Source organism: Pseudomonas anuradhapurensis, from assembly GCF_014269225.2.
Lineage (GTDB): Bacteria > Pseudomonadota > Gammaproteobacteria > Pseudomonadales > Pseudomonadaceae > Aquipseudomonas > Aquipseudomonas anuradhapurensis.
On record NZ_CP077097.1, the window covers coordinates 3,655,770 to 3,671,321 of the forward strand.

The following is a 15,552-nucleotide window of genomic DNA, read 5'->3' on the forward strand; positions in this document are numbered from 1 at the left end:
ATGCACCGTGCGGCATGCCCCCCGCATACCTTCCCGCACTATTCCCCGCCTTAACAGCCGCCGCTACCTGGTAAATCTGTCAGGTTACAGGCGCGCGTTTTTTGTCGAACATAGACCTGCGATCGCATTGGCTGCAAAGGCTAGCTGAACAGCCGGAAGTACCCGTAACACCGTTGCCGAGCCCAGGCCTGACGAGGTCTGGGCGAGACAGCAGACAACCCCTGACTCCCTTTTAGCCAATGGAACAAGCCATGACCCAATTCATCGACGTGGTCACTAACAGCGGTGTACCCGCCAACTCCATCGCCCGTGCCCCCCTTATCAAGGGCCCGCTGACGTACCAGGCGACCCTGGTGGCGCCACCCGGTACCGTACAATTCCCTGATCCACTGGTATTCCCTCCCGCAGCTCTGGCTCCCCTGCCACCGTCCGGGGTCGCCGACAACCTGCTGCTGGAGAGTGTCCGCAACGACGATCTGAAACTTGAATTCCCGGTACCGAGCAAGGTACGCGACCCTGACCGTGACAAGGTACAGCTGTTCGTCGATGGCAACGCCGTTGGCACAGCTCTCACCTTCACCGGCTTCGTTGCCGGTGAGACTTTCGAGATCGAACTGCCCGCCAGTGCACGAAGCGAAGGCCCCCACACCATCGTGTACCGGGTGACCTACTTCGCGGGTGGCGGTACCGAGGATGGCCCGACCCAGTCGTTCCGGGTCGACCTGACCGCCCCTGGCCGCCCGACCCTGGGCAAGCTCATTGTGGATGAAGACATCGTCGCCAATGGCCTGACCCCGGACAAGCTCAAGGATGACGGCGGTATCGAATACCTGGAAAGCCTCGTGCCCAGCTATGAAGGCGTTGAACCTGGGGACTTAATCCAGGGCTTCATCAACGGCACCGTTGCACCGGGCAGCAAGGCAGAAAACCTCACCGGTGGTACTAATGATGACGTGGAACTTCGCTACCTGCGCGAAGACATCGAAGCCGCAGACGATGGCAACCTTAGATTCACTTATCAGATCACCGACCGTGCCGGCAACAAGTCACTGCCTTCAGAGTGGCTCGATCTGCGGGTACTGCTCAAGGGGGAACTGATTGGCCTGCTAGCCCCGGAGGTACCGTCCTTCGACGATGACGGCATCATCGGAGAAGCCGACGCGCGTGGCCCGGCAGACGTGATCATCCCCGCATTCACCGGCGCCCCGGGTATCCAGCCAGGGGATCAGATCCAGTTGGTTTGGGGTGGGCAGGCGCATACCCTGGTTGCAATTCCAGGAGGTACGGAAGACCAGGAGCACATCGTCCAGGCCTCCTATGCCGCGCTCTACGACACCTGGAAAACCGCGACCAGCGGCGCCAACCAGGTCGCCAACATCGATGTGTTGTACCGCATCGTGCGCAACGGACTGGTGGCCGGCACCTCCCCTGCCACCACCGTAGCTATCAACCTGTTCCAGGCCGGTGGCGACCCGGACCCAGAGAAGCCAGAACACCCCAACCTGAAGGCCGCCCTGCTGCTGTCGGCCAGTGGAAAGCCAAACGAGATCCCGGTGGAGGATTTCGACAAAGCTGCCACCATCACCGTGTACTGGTACGACTCGCAGACACCGCAGCAGGAGCTGTTCATTCTCAATGACCGGTTGAATGTTACCTACGGCGGCACATCGCTCTCCGAGCGCGTTATCAGTGCAGCGGATGTAGCCAACAAGGCCGACCTGGTGCTGCCCCTCACCGCGGATCAGATCCGCAATGAAGGCTCGGGTGAGAAGATCCTGAAGTACAGCGTAACCCGCAACGTGGCTGGCGGCGCGGAGAATACCTCGCATTCACCGAAGCAGCCCGTCCTGGTCTCTGGTTCGGACGAACTGCCAGGCGGAGGCACCCTGCCGGATGCCAACTACCGGCCGCTGAACGGCAACGGCGTGATCGGGCCTAATGAAATCAAGGCGGGGGTGTTCTTCGTGACACCGCATTACCTGAACAAAGAAGTCGGCGACATCATCTCGATCGACCTCGTGCAACACGTGGACGAGAACCACACCCCTGGCGATACACCGATCGAAGAGACCAGGATCACGTTGAGCAAAACCGTCGGGCCTGACGACAAGGACACTGTCACGGAGTTTTCACTCGACGCCGCCACATTGGCGTTCCCGCTGGACCTTTGCCACATCTATGCCGAGTGGACAGCAGAGAACGACGCAGGCTCTGTCACCAACAACACAACACACATCGTCATCGACAGCCGCGGTTACCGCCCCTGATCCAACCTGAACCACCACAACAGAACGAGGGGAGCCTAGCCAGCTCCCCTCGTTTTTTGGCGACAGTACCTGTCATTTCTGCCAGTTGTGCCCGGTCACAGGCCCCCATAATCTGACACCAACCCGGGCCAATCCACTCTTCTTCTTCACACCAATGTCTTCGTCGAGCACGCCGAAGCCGGTGAGCACACGCCCGAGGTTTGCCAGATGAACCGATTACTGCTGCTGTTCGTACCTTTACTGCTGGTTGCCTGCGTCAGCCAGGAAACGTCAGTCCCTCCCTCCAAACCCCATGCCCCGGCCATCACCGTGGTCGATGGCCCGGCCACGGCGGAGGCCTTGACCAGGCGTTACAACGACACCCGGGCAAACTGTGGCAGTGACAGCATGCCGGCATTCCTTTGCTCCGGGGTAATCATACGCGCCACGACCTACAGCGATGCCTACGATACCTGGGACCCTAGCCCTGTGGCCGAGAGGAAGGGCAGCGTTTCGTTTTCCTACCTGCGCAAAGACAACAACTTCCAGAGCTTTGCCTGGGCGCCGACCAATCCCAACGGCTTCATTTTCTACCCGATCTTCGACATGCCACCAGGCAAGCTCGACATCCCCATCCTGTGCCATTTTCCCATGGATGGCTGGACCGACGGCCGAACTGAACGGTATGGGTGCGGCATCTATCCCGGGGTGGCGGGCAGCCAGCCTTGCCATCAGCAGAACATCACCACGGGCGCTCAGTGGGTGGCCAGGTTTCCGCCCGGGACGGTAGGCAACAGCATCTGTGGCTTCGATGTGCGTGACGAACTCAACCATTATGCCGGCCCGAACTTTTATGCAGCCATGCAAGCCAAATGGTTGAACACGGGGTACTTCAGAGAACAGAACGAAATGTTGGTGCAGGTGTGGCCAAAAGGCCAGGGCGCGGCACTGCCGATCCAAGCCTTCTTCTACGCCACGCCAGCGGGGCTGGACCCGGCACGCAAGAGCAAGCAGCGCTTTCTCAGCAAGACCGGCATCGACCTGCCGATCATCAAGGTCACGCTGCCCACCGTAGCTTCAGGCAGCGCAACCTTCCAGTACATCGCCGGGGACCAGTAAGGTCTTGTTCGGCATGATCGGCCGGGGTACCGCAACCTGCGGCGAAGTACCCCGCCCTGATCAACAGTACACCACCCCACGCAGGAACAAGGCAGCCCGCCCACTGATGAACACCCGGCCATCGCCTGGCACTTCACAATGCAACTGCCCTTTGCGCGCTCCGCCTTGTTCGCAGGTCAATGCGCGCTTGCCGAGCATGGCGGACCACAGCGGTGCCAGCGAGGTATGCGCAGAGCCAGTGACCGGGTCTTCGTTGACCCCAACCCGAGGGCCGAACCAGCGGGTGACGAAATCATGATCACGGCCTGCAGCCGTTACCGCGATGCCGCGTACGTCGAATGCCGACAGGGCAACAAAATCAGGTTTCAGCGAGGCAAGCACCGCCAAGTCGTCGATCAGCACAACGTAATCATCCGAGCGATACACCGCTCTGGCATTGCTCAGCCCCAGCGCCTCCAACAGCCCGGCTGGCGGGTCGATGGCCACCGGCTGCTTGGCCGGGAAGTCCATCGCCAGCAGGCCGTCGGCCGCCCGGCTGACCCGCAGTTCACCGCTGCGGGTATTGAAGCGCAGCACTTCAGCCTGTTCGCCTAGCTGTTCGAACAGCACATAGGCGGAGGCCAGAGTGGCATGGCCGCACAAATCTACTTCGACGCTGGAAGTGAACCAGCGCAGGTCGAAGGCCTCGCCGTTACGCACGAAATAGGCGGTTTCCGACAGGTTGTTTTCTTCGGCGATGCGCTGCAGCAGGTCATCCGGCAGCCAGCTGTCCAGCGGGATCACCGCTGCCGGGTTGCCACCGAAGGGTTCGGCGGAAAAAGCATCGACCTGGAAGATCTCGAGTTGCATGCAAACGCTCCTTATGGGCCCGGCAGTGCCGGGGGTATCGAATGGGTCAAGGTAGAACGGCGGTGAGCACCGGCTCACCGGCAAAGAACGCCTGCAAGTTGCGCAGCACCAAGGCTAGCGTGTCGCGTGCCGCCTCTGGCGACTGGCCGGCCACATGGGGCGTGAGCACGGTATTGCCGAGGGCCTTGAGTGCATCGGGCACCTGCGGCTCGTCATCGAACACATCGAGCGCCGCGCCGGCCAGCCGGCCCTGCTGCAGCGCGGCAACCAGCGCCTGGGTGTCGACTACGCTGGCGCGGGCGATGTTGACCAGGAAGCCCTTGGCGCCCAGCGCATCGAGCACCGGGGCATCGACCAGATGGCGGGTATCGGCACCGCCGGGGGTAGCCACCAGCAGGATGTCGACGGCCTCGGCCAGGTGCAGCGAGCTGTCGTAGCAGGTGTAGGGCAGATCTTGGCGTGGTGTGCGGCTGTGGTAGCTGATGGGCATGTCGAAGCCCTGATGGGCGCGCCTGGCGATGGCCTGCCCGACCGCACCGAGGCCGAGAATGCCCAGGCGCTTGCCAGTCACCGAGGGGCTGATCACTCGGTTCCATTCGCCGTGGCGGATACTGGCATCGGCGCGGGGAATGTCGCGCAGCAGCGCCAACATCAATGCCATGGCGTGGTCAGCGACCGCGTTGGCATTGGCCCCGGCACCGTTGGTGACGGTGATGCCGCGGGCGGCTGCGGCGGCCAGATCGACCTGCTCGTAGCCGGCGCCGATCACGCAGATGATCTGTAATCTGCGCAGGGCTTGGATTTCGGCGGCAGTCAGACCCAGCGGGCCGCGGGTGAGTACCGCATCGATTGCATCGGCGTGGTGCCGAATGGCCTCGGCGCGCAGTTGCGGTGAGGGGGCACGAATCAATTGGTAGCCAGCCTGCTCCAGCAGGGGCAGGTAATCGTCGACGGTTTCTACCAGGACCAGGACTGTCTTGCGCATGCCACCTCCGGATCAGTTCAAGGTGGGATTATGCGGAATCACCGACCAGTACAGTCAACCGAAATAATGAGGCAGAACTGCACTGTTCCGCTCAGCATGGCTTCCTGCCCCTGTCTTGCTCTTGCTCTTGCTCGTGCTCTTGCTCTTGCTCTTGCTCTTGCTCTTGCTCTGCTTTTGATCTTGATCTTGATCTTGATCTTGATCTTGATCTTGATCTTGATCTTGATTTTCGCGACTTCAGGAGGCCGAACGTAGGCCTTGCGGAGGGAGGTGACGGGCATGGATGCCCGTCAAGCGCTGAGGCCCCATGGATGGGGCCTGCAGCGCGTCCTCCCGGGAGCAAGGCCGGAGTGAGGGAACCCCGAAGCGCAGCGTAGGGGCCGGATGATGGGAGCGCAGCGTTTTTTGGTTACTTTTTGCCGCGTTTGGCAAAAAGTGACTCGCCGTAAGGGCGAAACGGTGAGTCAGCGTCGTCATCGCCAATGGACTTTGCGCGCGATAAAAACCAGCGCTATCCCGCTTCAATCTTTTCGATTTTCGCTTTTCGCTTTCAGGCGTAGGCTTCAACAACAAGGTCAACATTCATTTTCAAAGGTGGCGCTTAGTCACCTTTCCGCCCTTACGGCGGGTCACTTTTTGTCAAACGCGACAAAAAGTAACCAAAAAACGCTGGCTCCCATCATCCGGCCCCTACGCTGCGCTCCGGGGTCCCCTCGCTACGGGCTTGCTCCCGGGAGGACGCGCTGCAGGCCCCATCCATGGGGCCTCAGCGCTTGACGGGCATCCATGCCCGTCACCTCCCTCCGCAAGCCCTTCGCTCGGCCTCCTGAAGTCGCATTCGGCGGCGCCTGAACTATCGCGCGCTTAGAAGCAAGAGCAAAAAGCAAAAGCAAAAGCAACGTTAACGCTGCAACTACTGCGCGAATGCGCGTCCCAAGCCACCCGGTACGCCACTGCTGTCCGTTTCCTGCCAAGGCCCATTCGGGCTCAGCGACCAACTCCAGCCGTTATCGAACCGGTAGTAGGTACGCTGGCGGTAGAAGGTATTGGGTTGCTTCTCAAGTACGTATACACCCAGTTTCGGATCCCAGTGGCTCGCCCCGCCAGGCGGCGGCGCGAAGCTGGCCGAAGTACGCGGCATCGGTTTGGGGATGGCCGCCGGCTTGCTCGGCGCAGTGGACGGTTGCCCACCCGGCACCGGCTTGACCACCGGCCCCTGCTGCGGCAACCGCTCGATCGGCGGCTCCGGCCGCTCGTACGGTTCATGCACCGTACACGCAGACAAACCCAGGGCCAGGGTGATCAGGGTCAGGCGGACGGTGCTGTGCATGGCATTGCTCTCTTACGGGTCGGGGCTGTCGATGGTCAGGTGCTGGGTGGCCTGCGTGGCGCTGGGCAGTGGCGCACCCTGGCCAATCCACTCGCCATGGGTAGGCTGGCCAGCGCGCGAGACACGTGCAACCAGTTGGACTTCGGCAAAGTCGGACAGTTTCATCTGCGGCATCATCGCGTCAGCATCGGACAATTCCACCTCGATCGGCAACTGCGCCACCGTCACCCGCTTGGCCGCCAACGGCATCGGCGGCCCATTGCTGGCGCGAGCGAAGATGAACACCGTGTCGTTCGCCCGAACCTTGTCTTTCAACGCCGCAGCCAGCTCCACCCGCACCTTCAGGCGCGCCACCACCGGCGCGGCTTGCGCGGCCTGGCCTGGCGAGCCGCCCAGGCGCTCGGCAGCGCGGTCAATGCCGCCCTGCAGTGCGTCACGCGATGCGTCGCCTTCCGGCAGTTGGGCCAGCAAGCGCTTCCAGTAATCGATCGCTTCCTGGTAACGCTCGCCCTCGAACGCAGCGATACCACGCAGCCCCAGGCTGGTCACTTCGCTGGGATCGGCTTTCAGTGCTTCGTCAGTCAGCGCCTGCACCTGCGGGCTCCATTGCTTGCCAGCAGCGAAGTACAACGCCTGGGCCCACTGCCCGAGCAATTCGGGCTGGCGCCCGGCCAAGGTCACGGCGCGCTCGAAGGTACGCGCGGCGTCGGCCGGGCGCTGCTCGGCCATATAGGCACGCCCCAGGAAGTACACCGCCTCGGCCGAATCCGGCTGGGCCTGCACCACCCGCTCCAGGCGTGCCGTCATCTCTTCCATCGACTTGGGCGCCGCGGCGAATTCCTGGGTCAGCGCCACTTTGTCCGCCGCGCCAAAATGCAGGTACAGCCCCAGCGCCAACAGCGGCACCAGTAGCGCCGCCAGCACTGGCAACGCCTTGCCCAAGTGGCCCTGACGCGCAGGTTCGGCACCTTCTGTGTCCGCCAGCAGCTCGCGGGCGGCTTCGTCACGGCCCTTGGCCATCTGCGCGTCGTCAAGCACGCCAGCGGCCTGCTGCGCCGCCAGTTCGCCAATACGCTCCTGGTACAGCGCCACGTTCAGGGCGGTGCGGTCTTCTTCCTGCTGCTGGCGACGGCCACGCAGGATCGGGATCAGCAGAAAGCCGATGGCAGCGAGCAGCAGCAGGCCCGCACTAAGCCAGAATTCAGTCATGGGTCTGTTCTTTTTCCAGCAGTTTGGCGAGACGCTCGCGTTCTTCGAAGGACAGCTCCTGCGCAGCCTGGGTGGCCGAACCACGGCGACGGCGCACGATCACCGCCAGCACCACGAAGCCACCGACCAGCAGAATCCCCGGGCCGAACCAGAGCAACCAGGTGCGGCCACTGAGTGCCGGCTTGTAGCGCACGAAGTCGCCATAGCGGTCGACCATGAAGTCGACGATCTGCTGGTTGCTCTTGCCTTCACCGAGCATGCGGAAGATTTCCCGGCGCAGGTCGGCGGCGATCGGTGCGTTGGAGTCGGCGATGTCCTGGTTCTGGCACTTGGGGCAACGCAGTTCCTTGGTCAGCTGCTGGTAACGCTCGCGCTCGGCGTCATCGCGGAACTGGTAGGTATCGATGGCCGCCTTGGCCACACCGGCCAGGCTCATGCCCAGCACGGCCGCTGCCAACCAGCGCTTCATGGCCTGGCCTCGTCGACCAGGCCTTGGTACAGCGGTGCCAGCTGTTCGCGCCAGACGCTGGCATCGACGATGCCGACGTGCTTGTAGCGGATGATGCCCTTGGCGTCGATCAGGAAGGTTTCCGGCGCGCCGTACACGCCCAGGTCCAGGCCCAGGCTGCCCTGTTCGTCACGGATGTCCAACTGGTACGGGTTGTGGAATTCGGCCAGCCACTTCTGTGCGGCGGCGTTATCGTCCTTGTAGTTGATGCCGTGGATCACCACGCCCTGCTCGGCCAGCTGGTTGAGGTATGGGTGTTCGACCTTGCACGACGGGCACCAGGTCGCCCACACGTTGACCAGCGCCGGGCGGCCCTGCAAGTCAGCCTGGGTCAGGGTACGGTCGCCTTGGGTCGAGGCCAGGGAAAACGCCGGGAACGGCTTGCCGATCATCGCCGACGGCAGCTCGTCGGGCTTGAGGAACAGCCCCTTGTAGAGGACAACCGCCATCAGCAGGAACACCACCAATGGCACCACCATGATCCAACGCTTCATGCAGCTGCTCCAGATACGCCCAGGGCTTCACGCACCCGGGTCTTGACCTTGACGCGGTAGCGCCGGTCGAGGGCCGCCAGCAACCCGCCCAGGCCGGTCAGCAGACCGCCCAGCCAGATCCAGCGGACATAAGGCTTGATATGCACGCGTACTGCCCAGGCGCCGTTTTCCAGCGGCTCGCCAAGGGCAACATACAGGTCGCGGGTGAAGCCGGCGTCGATGCCGGCTTCGGTCATCATCGACTGCTGCACGCTGTACAGGCGCTTTTCCGGGTGCAGGGTGGTCACTTCGCGGCCATCGCGGCTGACCACGATGGTGCCCTTGTCGGAGATGAAGTTCGGCCCTTCGTAGTGCCTGGCGCCTTCGAACAGGAAGTGATAACCGCCCAGCTCGACGCTTTCGCCCGGCGCCATGCGCAGGTCGCGCTCGGCGCTGTTGTTGCTCGACAGCACCACGCCCAAGGCACACACCGCCAGGCCCAGGTGCGCCAGCTGCATGCCCCAGTAGCTGCGCGAAAGGCCCAGCACGCCTTTGACCAGGCCTTTGTGGCGGGTCTTGTCGAAGATGTCGCGCAACCCGCCGAGCACCACCCAGGCAGCCAGGGCGAAGGCGCTCAGCGCTGGCCAGTCGAAATCATCGACGATGAAGCCGGCGAGCGGCGCCAGCACTGCGCTGCCGATCAATACCGGGGTCATCATGCTCGCCAGCCACTTGCCCGGGGTGTCTTTCCAGCGCACCACCACGCCCACGCCCAGCACCACCATCAGCAGCGCCATCAACGGCAGGAACAAGGCATCGAAGTATGGCGGGCCGACCGACAGCTTGGCCCCGCTGAGGGCGTCGAGCACCAACGGGTACAAGGTGCCGAGCAGGATCATCGAAGCAGCGACCACCAGAATCAGGTTGTTGGCCAGCAGCAACGTTTCCCGCGACCACAGGGCAAAGCCGACCTGGCTCTTGACCACCGGCGCGCGCACGGCGAACAAGGTCAGCGAACCGCCGACCACGAACAGCAGGAAGATCAGGATGAACACACCACGCGCCGGGTCGGCGGCGAACGCATGCACCGAGGTCAACACCCCGGAGCGGACCAGGAAAGTACCCAGCAGGCTCAGCGAGAACGCGGCAATCGCCAGCAGCACGGTCCAGCTCTTGAACACCCCGCGCTTTTCCGTCACCGCCAGCGAGTGGATCAATGCGGTGCCCACCAGCCAGGGCATGAACGAGGCGTTCTCGACCGGGTCCCAGAACCACCAGCCGCCCCAACCGAGTTCGTAATAGGCCCACCACGAACCCAGGGTGATACCCACGCCGAGGAAAGCCCAGGCGACGATGGTCCACGGCCGCGACCAGCGCGCCCAGGCGGCATCCAGGCGCCCACCGAGCAGCGCGGCGATGGCGAAGGCAAAGGCCACCGAGAAACCGACATAGCCCATGTACAGCATCGGCGGGTGGACGATCAGGCCGAAGTCCTGCAGCAACGGGTTGAGATCGCGGCCATCGCTCGGCACCTGCGGCAACAGGCGCTGGAACGGATTGGAGGTGATGATCAGGAAGCTCAGGAAGCCGACGCTGATCATGCCCATCACCGCCAGCACGCGCGCCAGCATCACCTGTGGCAGCTGGCGCGAGAAGATCGACACGGCGAAGGTCCAGCCGCCGAGGATCAGCGCCCAGAGCAACAACGAGCCTTCATGGGCGCCCCACACGGCGCTGAACTTGTAGTACCACGGCAGGGCGCTGTTGGAGTTGCTGGCCACGTAGGCGACCGAGAAGTTGTCGGTCATGAACGCGTGGGTCAGGCAGGCGAAGGCAAAGGCCAGGAACGCGAACTGGCCCCAGGCCGCCGGGCGCGCCAGGCTCATCCACAGGCTGTCGTTACGCCAGGCGCCGAGCAGTGGCAACGTGGCCTGCACGGCGGCAAAGCAGATCGCCAGGATCATGGCCAGCTGGCCGAGCTCGGGTATCACCAGCGCCGCGTTCATGGCCTGGCCTCCATGCCGCCAGCCGCCTGGCCGCTTTCCTTCAGGGCCTTGGTCACTTCGGGCGGCATGTACTTCTCGTCGTGCTTGGCCAGCACTTCATCGGCGACCACCACGCCGTCGCCGTTGAGCTTGCCGAGGGCGACGATGCCCTGCCCTTCACGGAACAGGTCCGGCAAGATGCCGCGGTAGGTGATCGGCACGGACTTGTTGAAGTCGGTGACCACGAAGCGCACGTCGAGCGAATCGGCGGAACGCTGCACCGAGCCCTTCTCGACCATGCCGCCAGCGCGAATGCGCGTGTCCAGCGGTGCCTCGCCGTTGGCGATCTGGGTCGGGGTGTAGAACAGGTTGATGTTCTGCTGCAATGCGCTCAAGGCAAAGCCGACGGCAACCCCGACGCCGACCAGCAGGCCGACGATGAGCAACAGGCGTTTCTTGCGCTGCGGATTCACTGGTTGTTCTCCCGGCGCAAACGGCGCGCCTCATCTTGCAAATAGCGACGACGAGCCAGCACGGGTGCGGCAACATTCAGCGCCAGCACCGCCAGGCAGACGCCATAGGCCGTCCACACATACAGGCCATGGTGGCCCATGGCGAGAAAGTCACCGAAGGTGGCAAAACTCATGGCGCGGCCCTCTGCCCCAGGCTGTTCAATACTTCCTCCCTGACCCAACTGGCGCGCGCCTCACGTTTGAGCACTTCAAGGCGCATGCGCAGCAACAACACCGCACCGAAGAAGCAGTAGAAGCCCAGCGCCGTGCACAGCAGTGGCAGCCACATTTCGGCGGGCATCGCCGGCTTTTCCGTGAGGGTGAAGGTGGCGCCCTGGTGCAGGGTGTTCCACCACTCCACCGAATATTTGATGATCGGGATGTTCACCACACCGACAATCGCCAGCACCGCACAGGCCTTGGCGGCACTGTCACGATTACTGATCGCCTGGCCCAACGCAATAATGCCGAAGTACAGGAACAACAGGATGAGCATGGACGTCAGCCGGGCATCCCAGACCCACCAGCTGCCCCAGGTCGGCTTGCCCCAGATGGCGCCGGTGACCAGCGCCACGGCGGTCATCCAGGCACCGACGGGCGCGGCGCATTGCAGGGCGACGTCGGCCAGTTTCATCTTCCACACCAGCCCCACCACCCCGGCCACGGCCAGCAGCACGTAGCAGGATTGCGCCAGCATCGCCGCCGGCACGTGGATGTAGATGATGCGGAAGCTGTTGCCCTGCTGGTAGTCCTGGGGGGCGAAGGCCAGGCCCCAGGTGATGCCGACCAGCAGCAGCAGCACGGCAGCGCCGGCAAGCCACGGCAGCATGCGGCCGCTGATGGCATAGAACCATTTGGGGGAGCCCAGCTTGTGGAACCACGTCCAGCTTATTTTCATCAGGGTACATCCAGGGTATTGGCCGGGCTTGAAAGCCCGGGACTCGTTATTCGCCGACGCTGATCTTCAGGCCGGCCGCTATCGCAAAGGGTGCCAGGGTCACGGCCAGGGCCGTGAGGCTGGCCAGCCAGAGCAGGTAGCCGGTTGCCGGCATATTTTGCAACGCCGCTTGCAACGCACCACTGCCCAGGATCAATACAGGGATATACAACGGCAGAATCAGCAATGCCAGCAGCAAACCACCGCGCTTCAGCCCGACCGTCAGCGCCGCGCCGACGGCGCCCAGCAGGCTCAGCACTGGCGTACCCAGCAGCAGCGAACCGAGCAGCACCGCCAGGCACTGGCTCGGCAGGCCCAGCATCAGCGCCAGCAGCGGCGCCAACAATACCAGTGCCAGCCCGGAAAAGATCCAGTGCGCCAGCACCTTGGCCAGCACCAGCAACGCCAGTGGATGCGGCGACAGCACCCATTGCTCCAGCGAGCCGTCCTCGAAATCACTGCGGAACAGGCCGTCCAGCGACAGCAATACCGCGAGCAGTGCCGCCACCCAGACCAAGCCTGGCGACAAGGTTTGCAACAATTGGCTTTCCGGGCCGACCGCCAACGGGAACAACGCCACCACGATGGCAAAGAACACCAGCGGGTTGGCCAGTTCGGCCGGGCGGCGGAACAGCAGCCGCGCTTCGCGGCGCAACAACAGGATGAATACGCTCATGCGGCCCATTGCCCCAGGTTCAGTTCACGGTAGCCGGATGGCTTGCGCGCCAGCGTGTGGTGGGTGGTCAGCACCACCGTGCCGCCCTGCTCGCAGTGGGCCGCCAGGTGCGCTTCAAGCTGCGCCACGCCTTGCTTGTCGAGGGCGGTGAAAGGTTCATCGAGGATCCATAGCGGCGGGCTGGCCAGGTACAGCCGGGCCAACGCCACGCGGCGCTGCTGGCCTGCCGACAGGGTGTGGCAGGGCACATCTTCGAAACCGCGCAGGCCGACCGCTGCGAGTGCCGCCCAGATGGCCTCGGGGGTGGCCGGCTGATGCAGGGCGCCGAGCCAGCTGAGGTTCTCCTCCGCGGTGAGCAGGTCCTTGATGCCCGCCGCATGGCCGATCCACAGCAGGATGCTGGCCAGGGCATGGCGCTGCTCGCCGAGCGGCTGCCCGCCCAGCAGGATCTGCCCGGCGGTGGGTTGCATCAGCCCGGCCAGCAGGCGCAGCAGGCTGGTCTTGCCGCTGCCGTTGGGGCCGCTGATCTGCAGCATGTCGCCAGGGCGCAGCTCGAAATCGAGGTGCTCGAACAGCAGGCGCAAGTCGCGCTCGCAGGCCAGGCCCACGGCTTGGAGGTGAAGGGTCACGGATTCGCCTTATCTAGATGCTTCTCAAGTCGCCCCCCTTGCTGCCGTTATACTGGCTAGGGCGGGCGGCCTGCATTATTGCATGTGCGGCCACGCTGCCAAGAGGGCGGGCTCCACAGGTTGTATACAATCATGACTGAAATCAATAGTCTTGGCGCACAAACCGCGGTCAATGCGCAGGCGCTCAAGGCCCAGCTGACCGCTGCACTGCTCGACCTGGCCCAGCCCCAGCCGGGCCTGCTGAAGCCCGGCGAAGCCGCTCAGGCCGAGGTCTTGTCGATGCGCCAGAGCGGAACCACCTTCCAGCTGGTGCTGCAGGTGATCCAGGCCAACGGCAGCCAGACTCAGGTCCAGGCCACTGCCAGCCAGCCGATTCCGCAAGGTAGCCAGGTCACGGTCAGCCAGCCTGAAAGCAATCGCCTGGCCATCCTCGTGCAACAGGCCAACGCCAGCAATATCGCCACCCTGACGCGGCTCGACACCCGCCAGGTGGCCGTCGGTACCCTGCTGCAAGGCAAGGTGCTGACCAACCAGCCACTGCCGGTGCAGGCGGGCGAAACAGCCAGCTTCCGCTCGTTGGTCAGCCTGCTCAACAGCGCCCAGGCCGGTGCCATCCTGACCATCGACAGCCCGCGCCCGCTGCCGGTCGGCAGCCTGCTCAGCGCCGTGGTCCAAGGTGACCAGTCGCTGCGCTTCGTACCGCTGAGCGGTCGCCAGGAACAATTGAACATCGCCCAGCAGCTGCTCACCCAGCAAGGCAGGCAGGCGTCCCTGCCCGGCCTGCTGAACGCCTTGCAGCAGATTGCCAACGGCCAGGGCAGCGATAGCGAGCTACGCAGTACCGCCAATACCCTGCTCGCCAGCCTGGCGGATGCCCGCCAGCTCAGTGACGGCAAAACGCTTGCCCAGGCCATCAGCAACAGCGGTGTCTTCCTCGAGGGCAAACTGCTCGGCGGCCTGAGCGCCAGCGTGGCCACCGACCTCAAGGCGCAACTGGTGCGACTGGTAGCCCAGGCATCGGTCAATGCCCCGGCCAACCCGGTAATCGCCACGGCGACCCTGGCCCAGGCACTGCCGGCCATGGCTCGCAGCGCGCTGGGCATGCTCGACCGGGTCAGCCCACGGACACCGCCGGGTGCCTTCCCGCTGCCATCGCGTTTGCTCCAGGCCATGGAAAACGAAGGCGACCTGCAACAGTTGCTGCGCCTGGCTGCTGCTGCCATCTCGCGCCTGCAGAGCCACGCGCTGAGCAGCCTGCAACAATCCGGCACGCTGGAAAACGGCAACCTGCAGACTACCTGGCAGACCGAAGTCCCGGTCCGCCACGGGCAGGAGTTCATCCCCCTGCAAGTGAAGCTGCAGCGCGAAGAAACCCCGGAACAACAGGCCGAACGCCAGCAGCGTGAACAGCCCGACCCGCTGCAGGCACTGTGGCGGGTCGACCTGGCCTTCGACCTGGCCCCGCTGGGCCCGCTGCAGGTCCAGGCGCAGCTGGCACAGGGACGCCTCTGCGGCCAATTGTGGGCCGAGCGCGAACAGACCGCACGGCTGATCGAGAGCCAGCTCGGCGACTTGCGTGCCCGCCTGCTGGCACGTGGCCTGGAGGTCGGCGACCTGGAATGCCGACCGGGCATCCCGCCACAGGGCCCGCACACGCGCATCGAACAACGCTGGGTAGACGAGACCGCATGATCGACAGACAACCGCGCCAGGCCATCGCCTTGAGCTACGACGGCGAGCAAGCACCGACCCTGACCGCCAAGGGTGACGACGACCTGGCCGAGGCAATCCTGGCTCTGGCCCGCGAACATGAAGTGCCGATCTACGAAAACGCCGAACTGGTGCAACTGCTGGCGCGCCTGGAGCTGGGCGAGCAGATCCCCGAGGCCCTGTACCTGACCATTGCCGAAATCATCGCTTTCGCCTGGCAGTTACGCGGCAAGGTACCCGCCGGCTTCAGCGACGAACCCGGCGCGCCCCGCGATATCACCCCGGTAGCCGCCGTGTTGCCTGCGGATCAGCGCCGGTAGTTATCTACCACCTCTGCTCGCGCCAGGCATTCAGCCTTGCCGCTCTTTCCAACGAGCAAGGCGA

The 15,552-nt window shown here is 63.9% G+C and carries 17 protein-coding genes; 4 read left to right on the plus strand and 13 right to left on the minus strand.

Annotation, left to right across the window (positions count from 1 at the left end; all coding sequences use genetic code 11):
- The first annotated feature begins 251 nt into the window (after positions 1–251).
- Together HU763_RS16800 and HU763_RS16805 are read left to right on the plus strand one after the other, a co-directional pair.
- Positions 252–2,267, plus strand: coding sequence for a hypothetical protein (locus tag HU763_RS16800; protein ID WP_186688498.1), 2,016 nt, complete (start codon positions 252–254; stop codon positions 2,265–2,267).
- A 207-nt stretch (positions 2,268–2,474) separates the two neighbouring features.
- Complete coding sequence (locus HU763_RS16805) at positions 2,475–3,365, plus strand: halovibrin HvnA (protein WP_186688500.1); 891 nt, start codon at positions 2,475–2,477, stop codon at positions 3,363–3,365.
- A gap of 60 nt (positions 3,366–3,425) precedes the next feature.
- On the opposite strand, the gene HU763_RS16810 is transcribed toward HU763_RS16805, so the two are convergent.
- From HU763_RS16810 to ccmA, 13 genes are all read right to left on the minus strand, one after another.
- Positions 3,426–4,214 carry a PhzF family phenazine biosynthesis protein gene (locus tag HU763_RS16810; RefSeq protein WP_186688502.1) on the minus strand — a complete coding sequence of 263 codons (789 nt, stop codon included), beginning with the start codon at positions 4,212–4,214 and terminating at the stop codon, positions 3,426–3,428.
- Positions 4,215–4,260: 46 nt separating this feature from the next.
- Entirely contained in the window at positions 4,261–5,199 is a 939-nt protein-coding gene (locus HU763_RS16815) for a 2-hydroxyacid dehydrogenase (protein ID WP_186688504.1), read from the minus strand.
- Positions 5,200–5,237: 38 nt separating this feature from the next.
- Complete coding sequence (locus HU763_RS16820; RefSeq protein ID WP_217884013.1) at positions 5,238–5,480, minus strand: hypothetical protein; 243 nt, start codon at positions 5,478–5,480, stop codon at positions 5,238–5,240.
- A gap of 632 nt (positions 5,481–6,112) precedes the next feature.
- Positions 6,113–6,529, minus strand: coding sequence for a hypothetical protein (locus tag HU763_RS16825; RefSeq protein ID WP_186688855.1), 417 nt, complete (start codon positions 6,527–6,529; stop codon positions 6,113–6,115).
- A gap of 12 nt (positions 6,530–6,541) precedes the next feature.
- Positions 6,542–7,738 (minus strand): c-type cytochrome biogenesis protein CcmI, encoded by a 1,197-nt coding sequence (gene ccmI, locus HU763_RS16830; protein ID WP_186688853.1) that lies wholly within the window; start codon positions 7,736–7,738, stop codon positions 6,542–6,544.
- Positions 7,731–8,207, minus strand: coding sequence for a cytochrome c-type biogenesis protein (locus HU763_RS16835; protein ID WP_170031054.1), 477 nt, complete (start codon positions 8,205–8,207; stop codon positions 7,731–7,733). Before HU763_RS16835 ends, ccmI begins: the two co-directional genes overlap by 8 nt.
- Positions 8,204–8,740 (minus strand): DsbE family thiol:disulfide interchange protein, encoded by a 537-nt coding sequence (locus tag HU763_RS16840; RefSeq protein ID WP_186679782.1) that lies wholly within the window; start codon positions 8,738–8,740, stop codon positions 8,204–8,206. Before HU763_RS16840 ends, HU763_RS16835 begins: the two co-directional genes overlap by 4 nt.
- Positions 8,737–10,710 (minus strand): heme lyase CcmF/NrfE family subunit, encoded by a 1,974-nt coding sequence (locus HU763_RS16845; RefSeq protein ID WP_170034239.1) that lies wholly within the window; start codon positions 10,708–10,710, stop codon positions 8,737–8,739. Before HU763_RS16845 ends, HU763_RS16840 begins: the two co-directional genes overlap by 4 nt.
- Positions 10,711–10,721: 11 nt before the next feature.
- On the minus strand, positions 10,722–11,177 hold the full coding sequence (gene ccmE / locus HU763_RS16850) for a cytochrome c maturation protein CcmE (RefSeq protein WP_170031058.1): 456 nt from the start codon (positions 11,175–11,177) through the stop codon (positions 10,722–10,724).
- The gene (gene ccmD, locus HU763_RS16855) at positions 11,174–11,350 is read right to left on the minus strand and encodes a heme exporter protein CcmD (RefSeq protein ID WP_186688840.1); all 177 of its coding nucleotides are present in this window, start codon (positions 11,348–11,350) and stop codon (positions 11,174–11,176) included. Before ccmD ends, ccmE begins: the two co-directional genes overlap by 4 nt.
- Positions 11,347–12,114, minus strand: a complete 768-nt coding sequence (locus HU763_RS16860; protein ID WP_186688839.1) for a heme ABC transporter permease — start codon at positions 12,112–12,114, stop codon at positions 11,347–11,349. The genes ccmD and HU763_RS16860 overlap by 4 nt, the downstream gene beginning before the upstream one ends.
- A 46-nt stretch (positions 12,115–12,160) precedes the next feature.
- Positions 12,161–12,829 carry a heme exporter protein CcmB gene (gene ccmB, locus HU763_RS16865; protein ID WP_186688837.1) on the minus strand — a complete coding sequence of 223 codons (669 nt, stop codon included), beginning with the start codon at positions 12,827–12,829 and terminating at the stop codon, positions 12,161–12,163.
- A complete protein-coding gene (gene ccmA / locus HU763_RS16870; RefSeq protein ID WP_170031064.1) occupies positions 12,826–13,458 on the minus strand; it encodes a cytochrome c biogenesis heme-transporting ATPase CcmA in 633 nt (210 codons plus the stop codon). Before ccmA ends, ccmB begins: the two co-directional genes overlap by 4 nt.
- 132 nt (positions 13,459–13,590) lie before the next feature.
- On the opposite strand from ccmA, the gene fliK reads away from it, so the two are divergent.
- Both fliK and HU763_RS16880 read left to right on the plus strand, forming a co-directional pair.
- Positions 13,591–15,150 (plus strand): flagellar hook-length control protein FliK, encoded by a 1,560-nt coding sequence (fliK, locus tag HU763_RS16875; RefSeq protein ID WP_186688835.1) that lies wholly within the window; start codon positions 13,591–13,593, stop codon positions 15,148–15,150.
- Positions 15,147–15,488 (plus strand): EscU/YscU/HrcU family type III secretion system export apparatus switch protein, encoded by a 342-nt coding sequence (locus HU763_RS16880; protein ID WP_186688833.1) that lies wholly within the window; start codon positions 15,147–15,149, stop codon positions 15,486–15,488. Before fliK ends, HU763_RS16880 begins: the two co-directional genes overlap by 4 nt.
- The last annotated feature ends 64 nt before the right edge of the window (positions 15,489–15,552 follow it).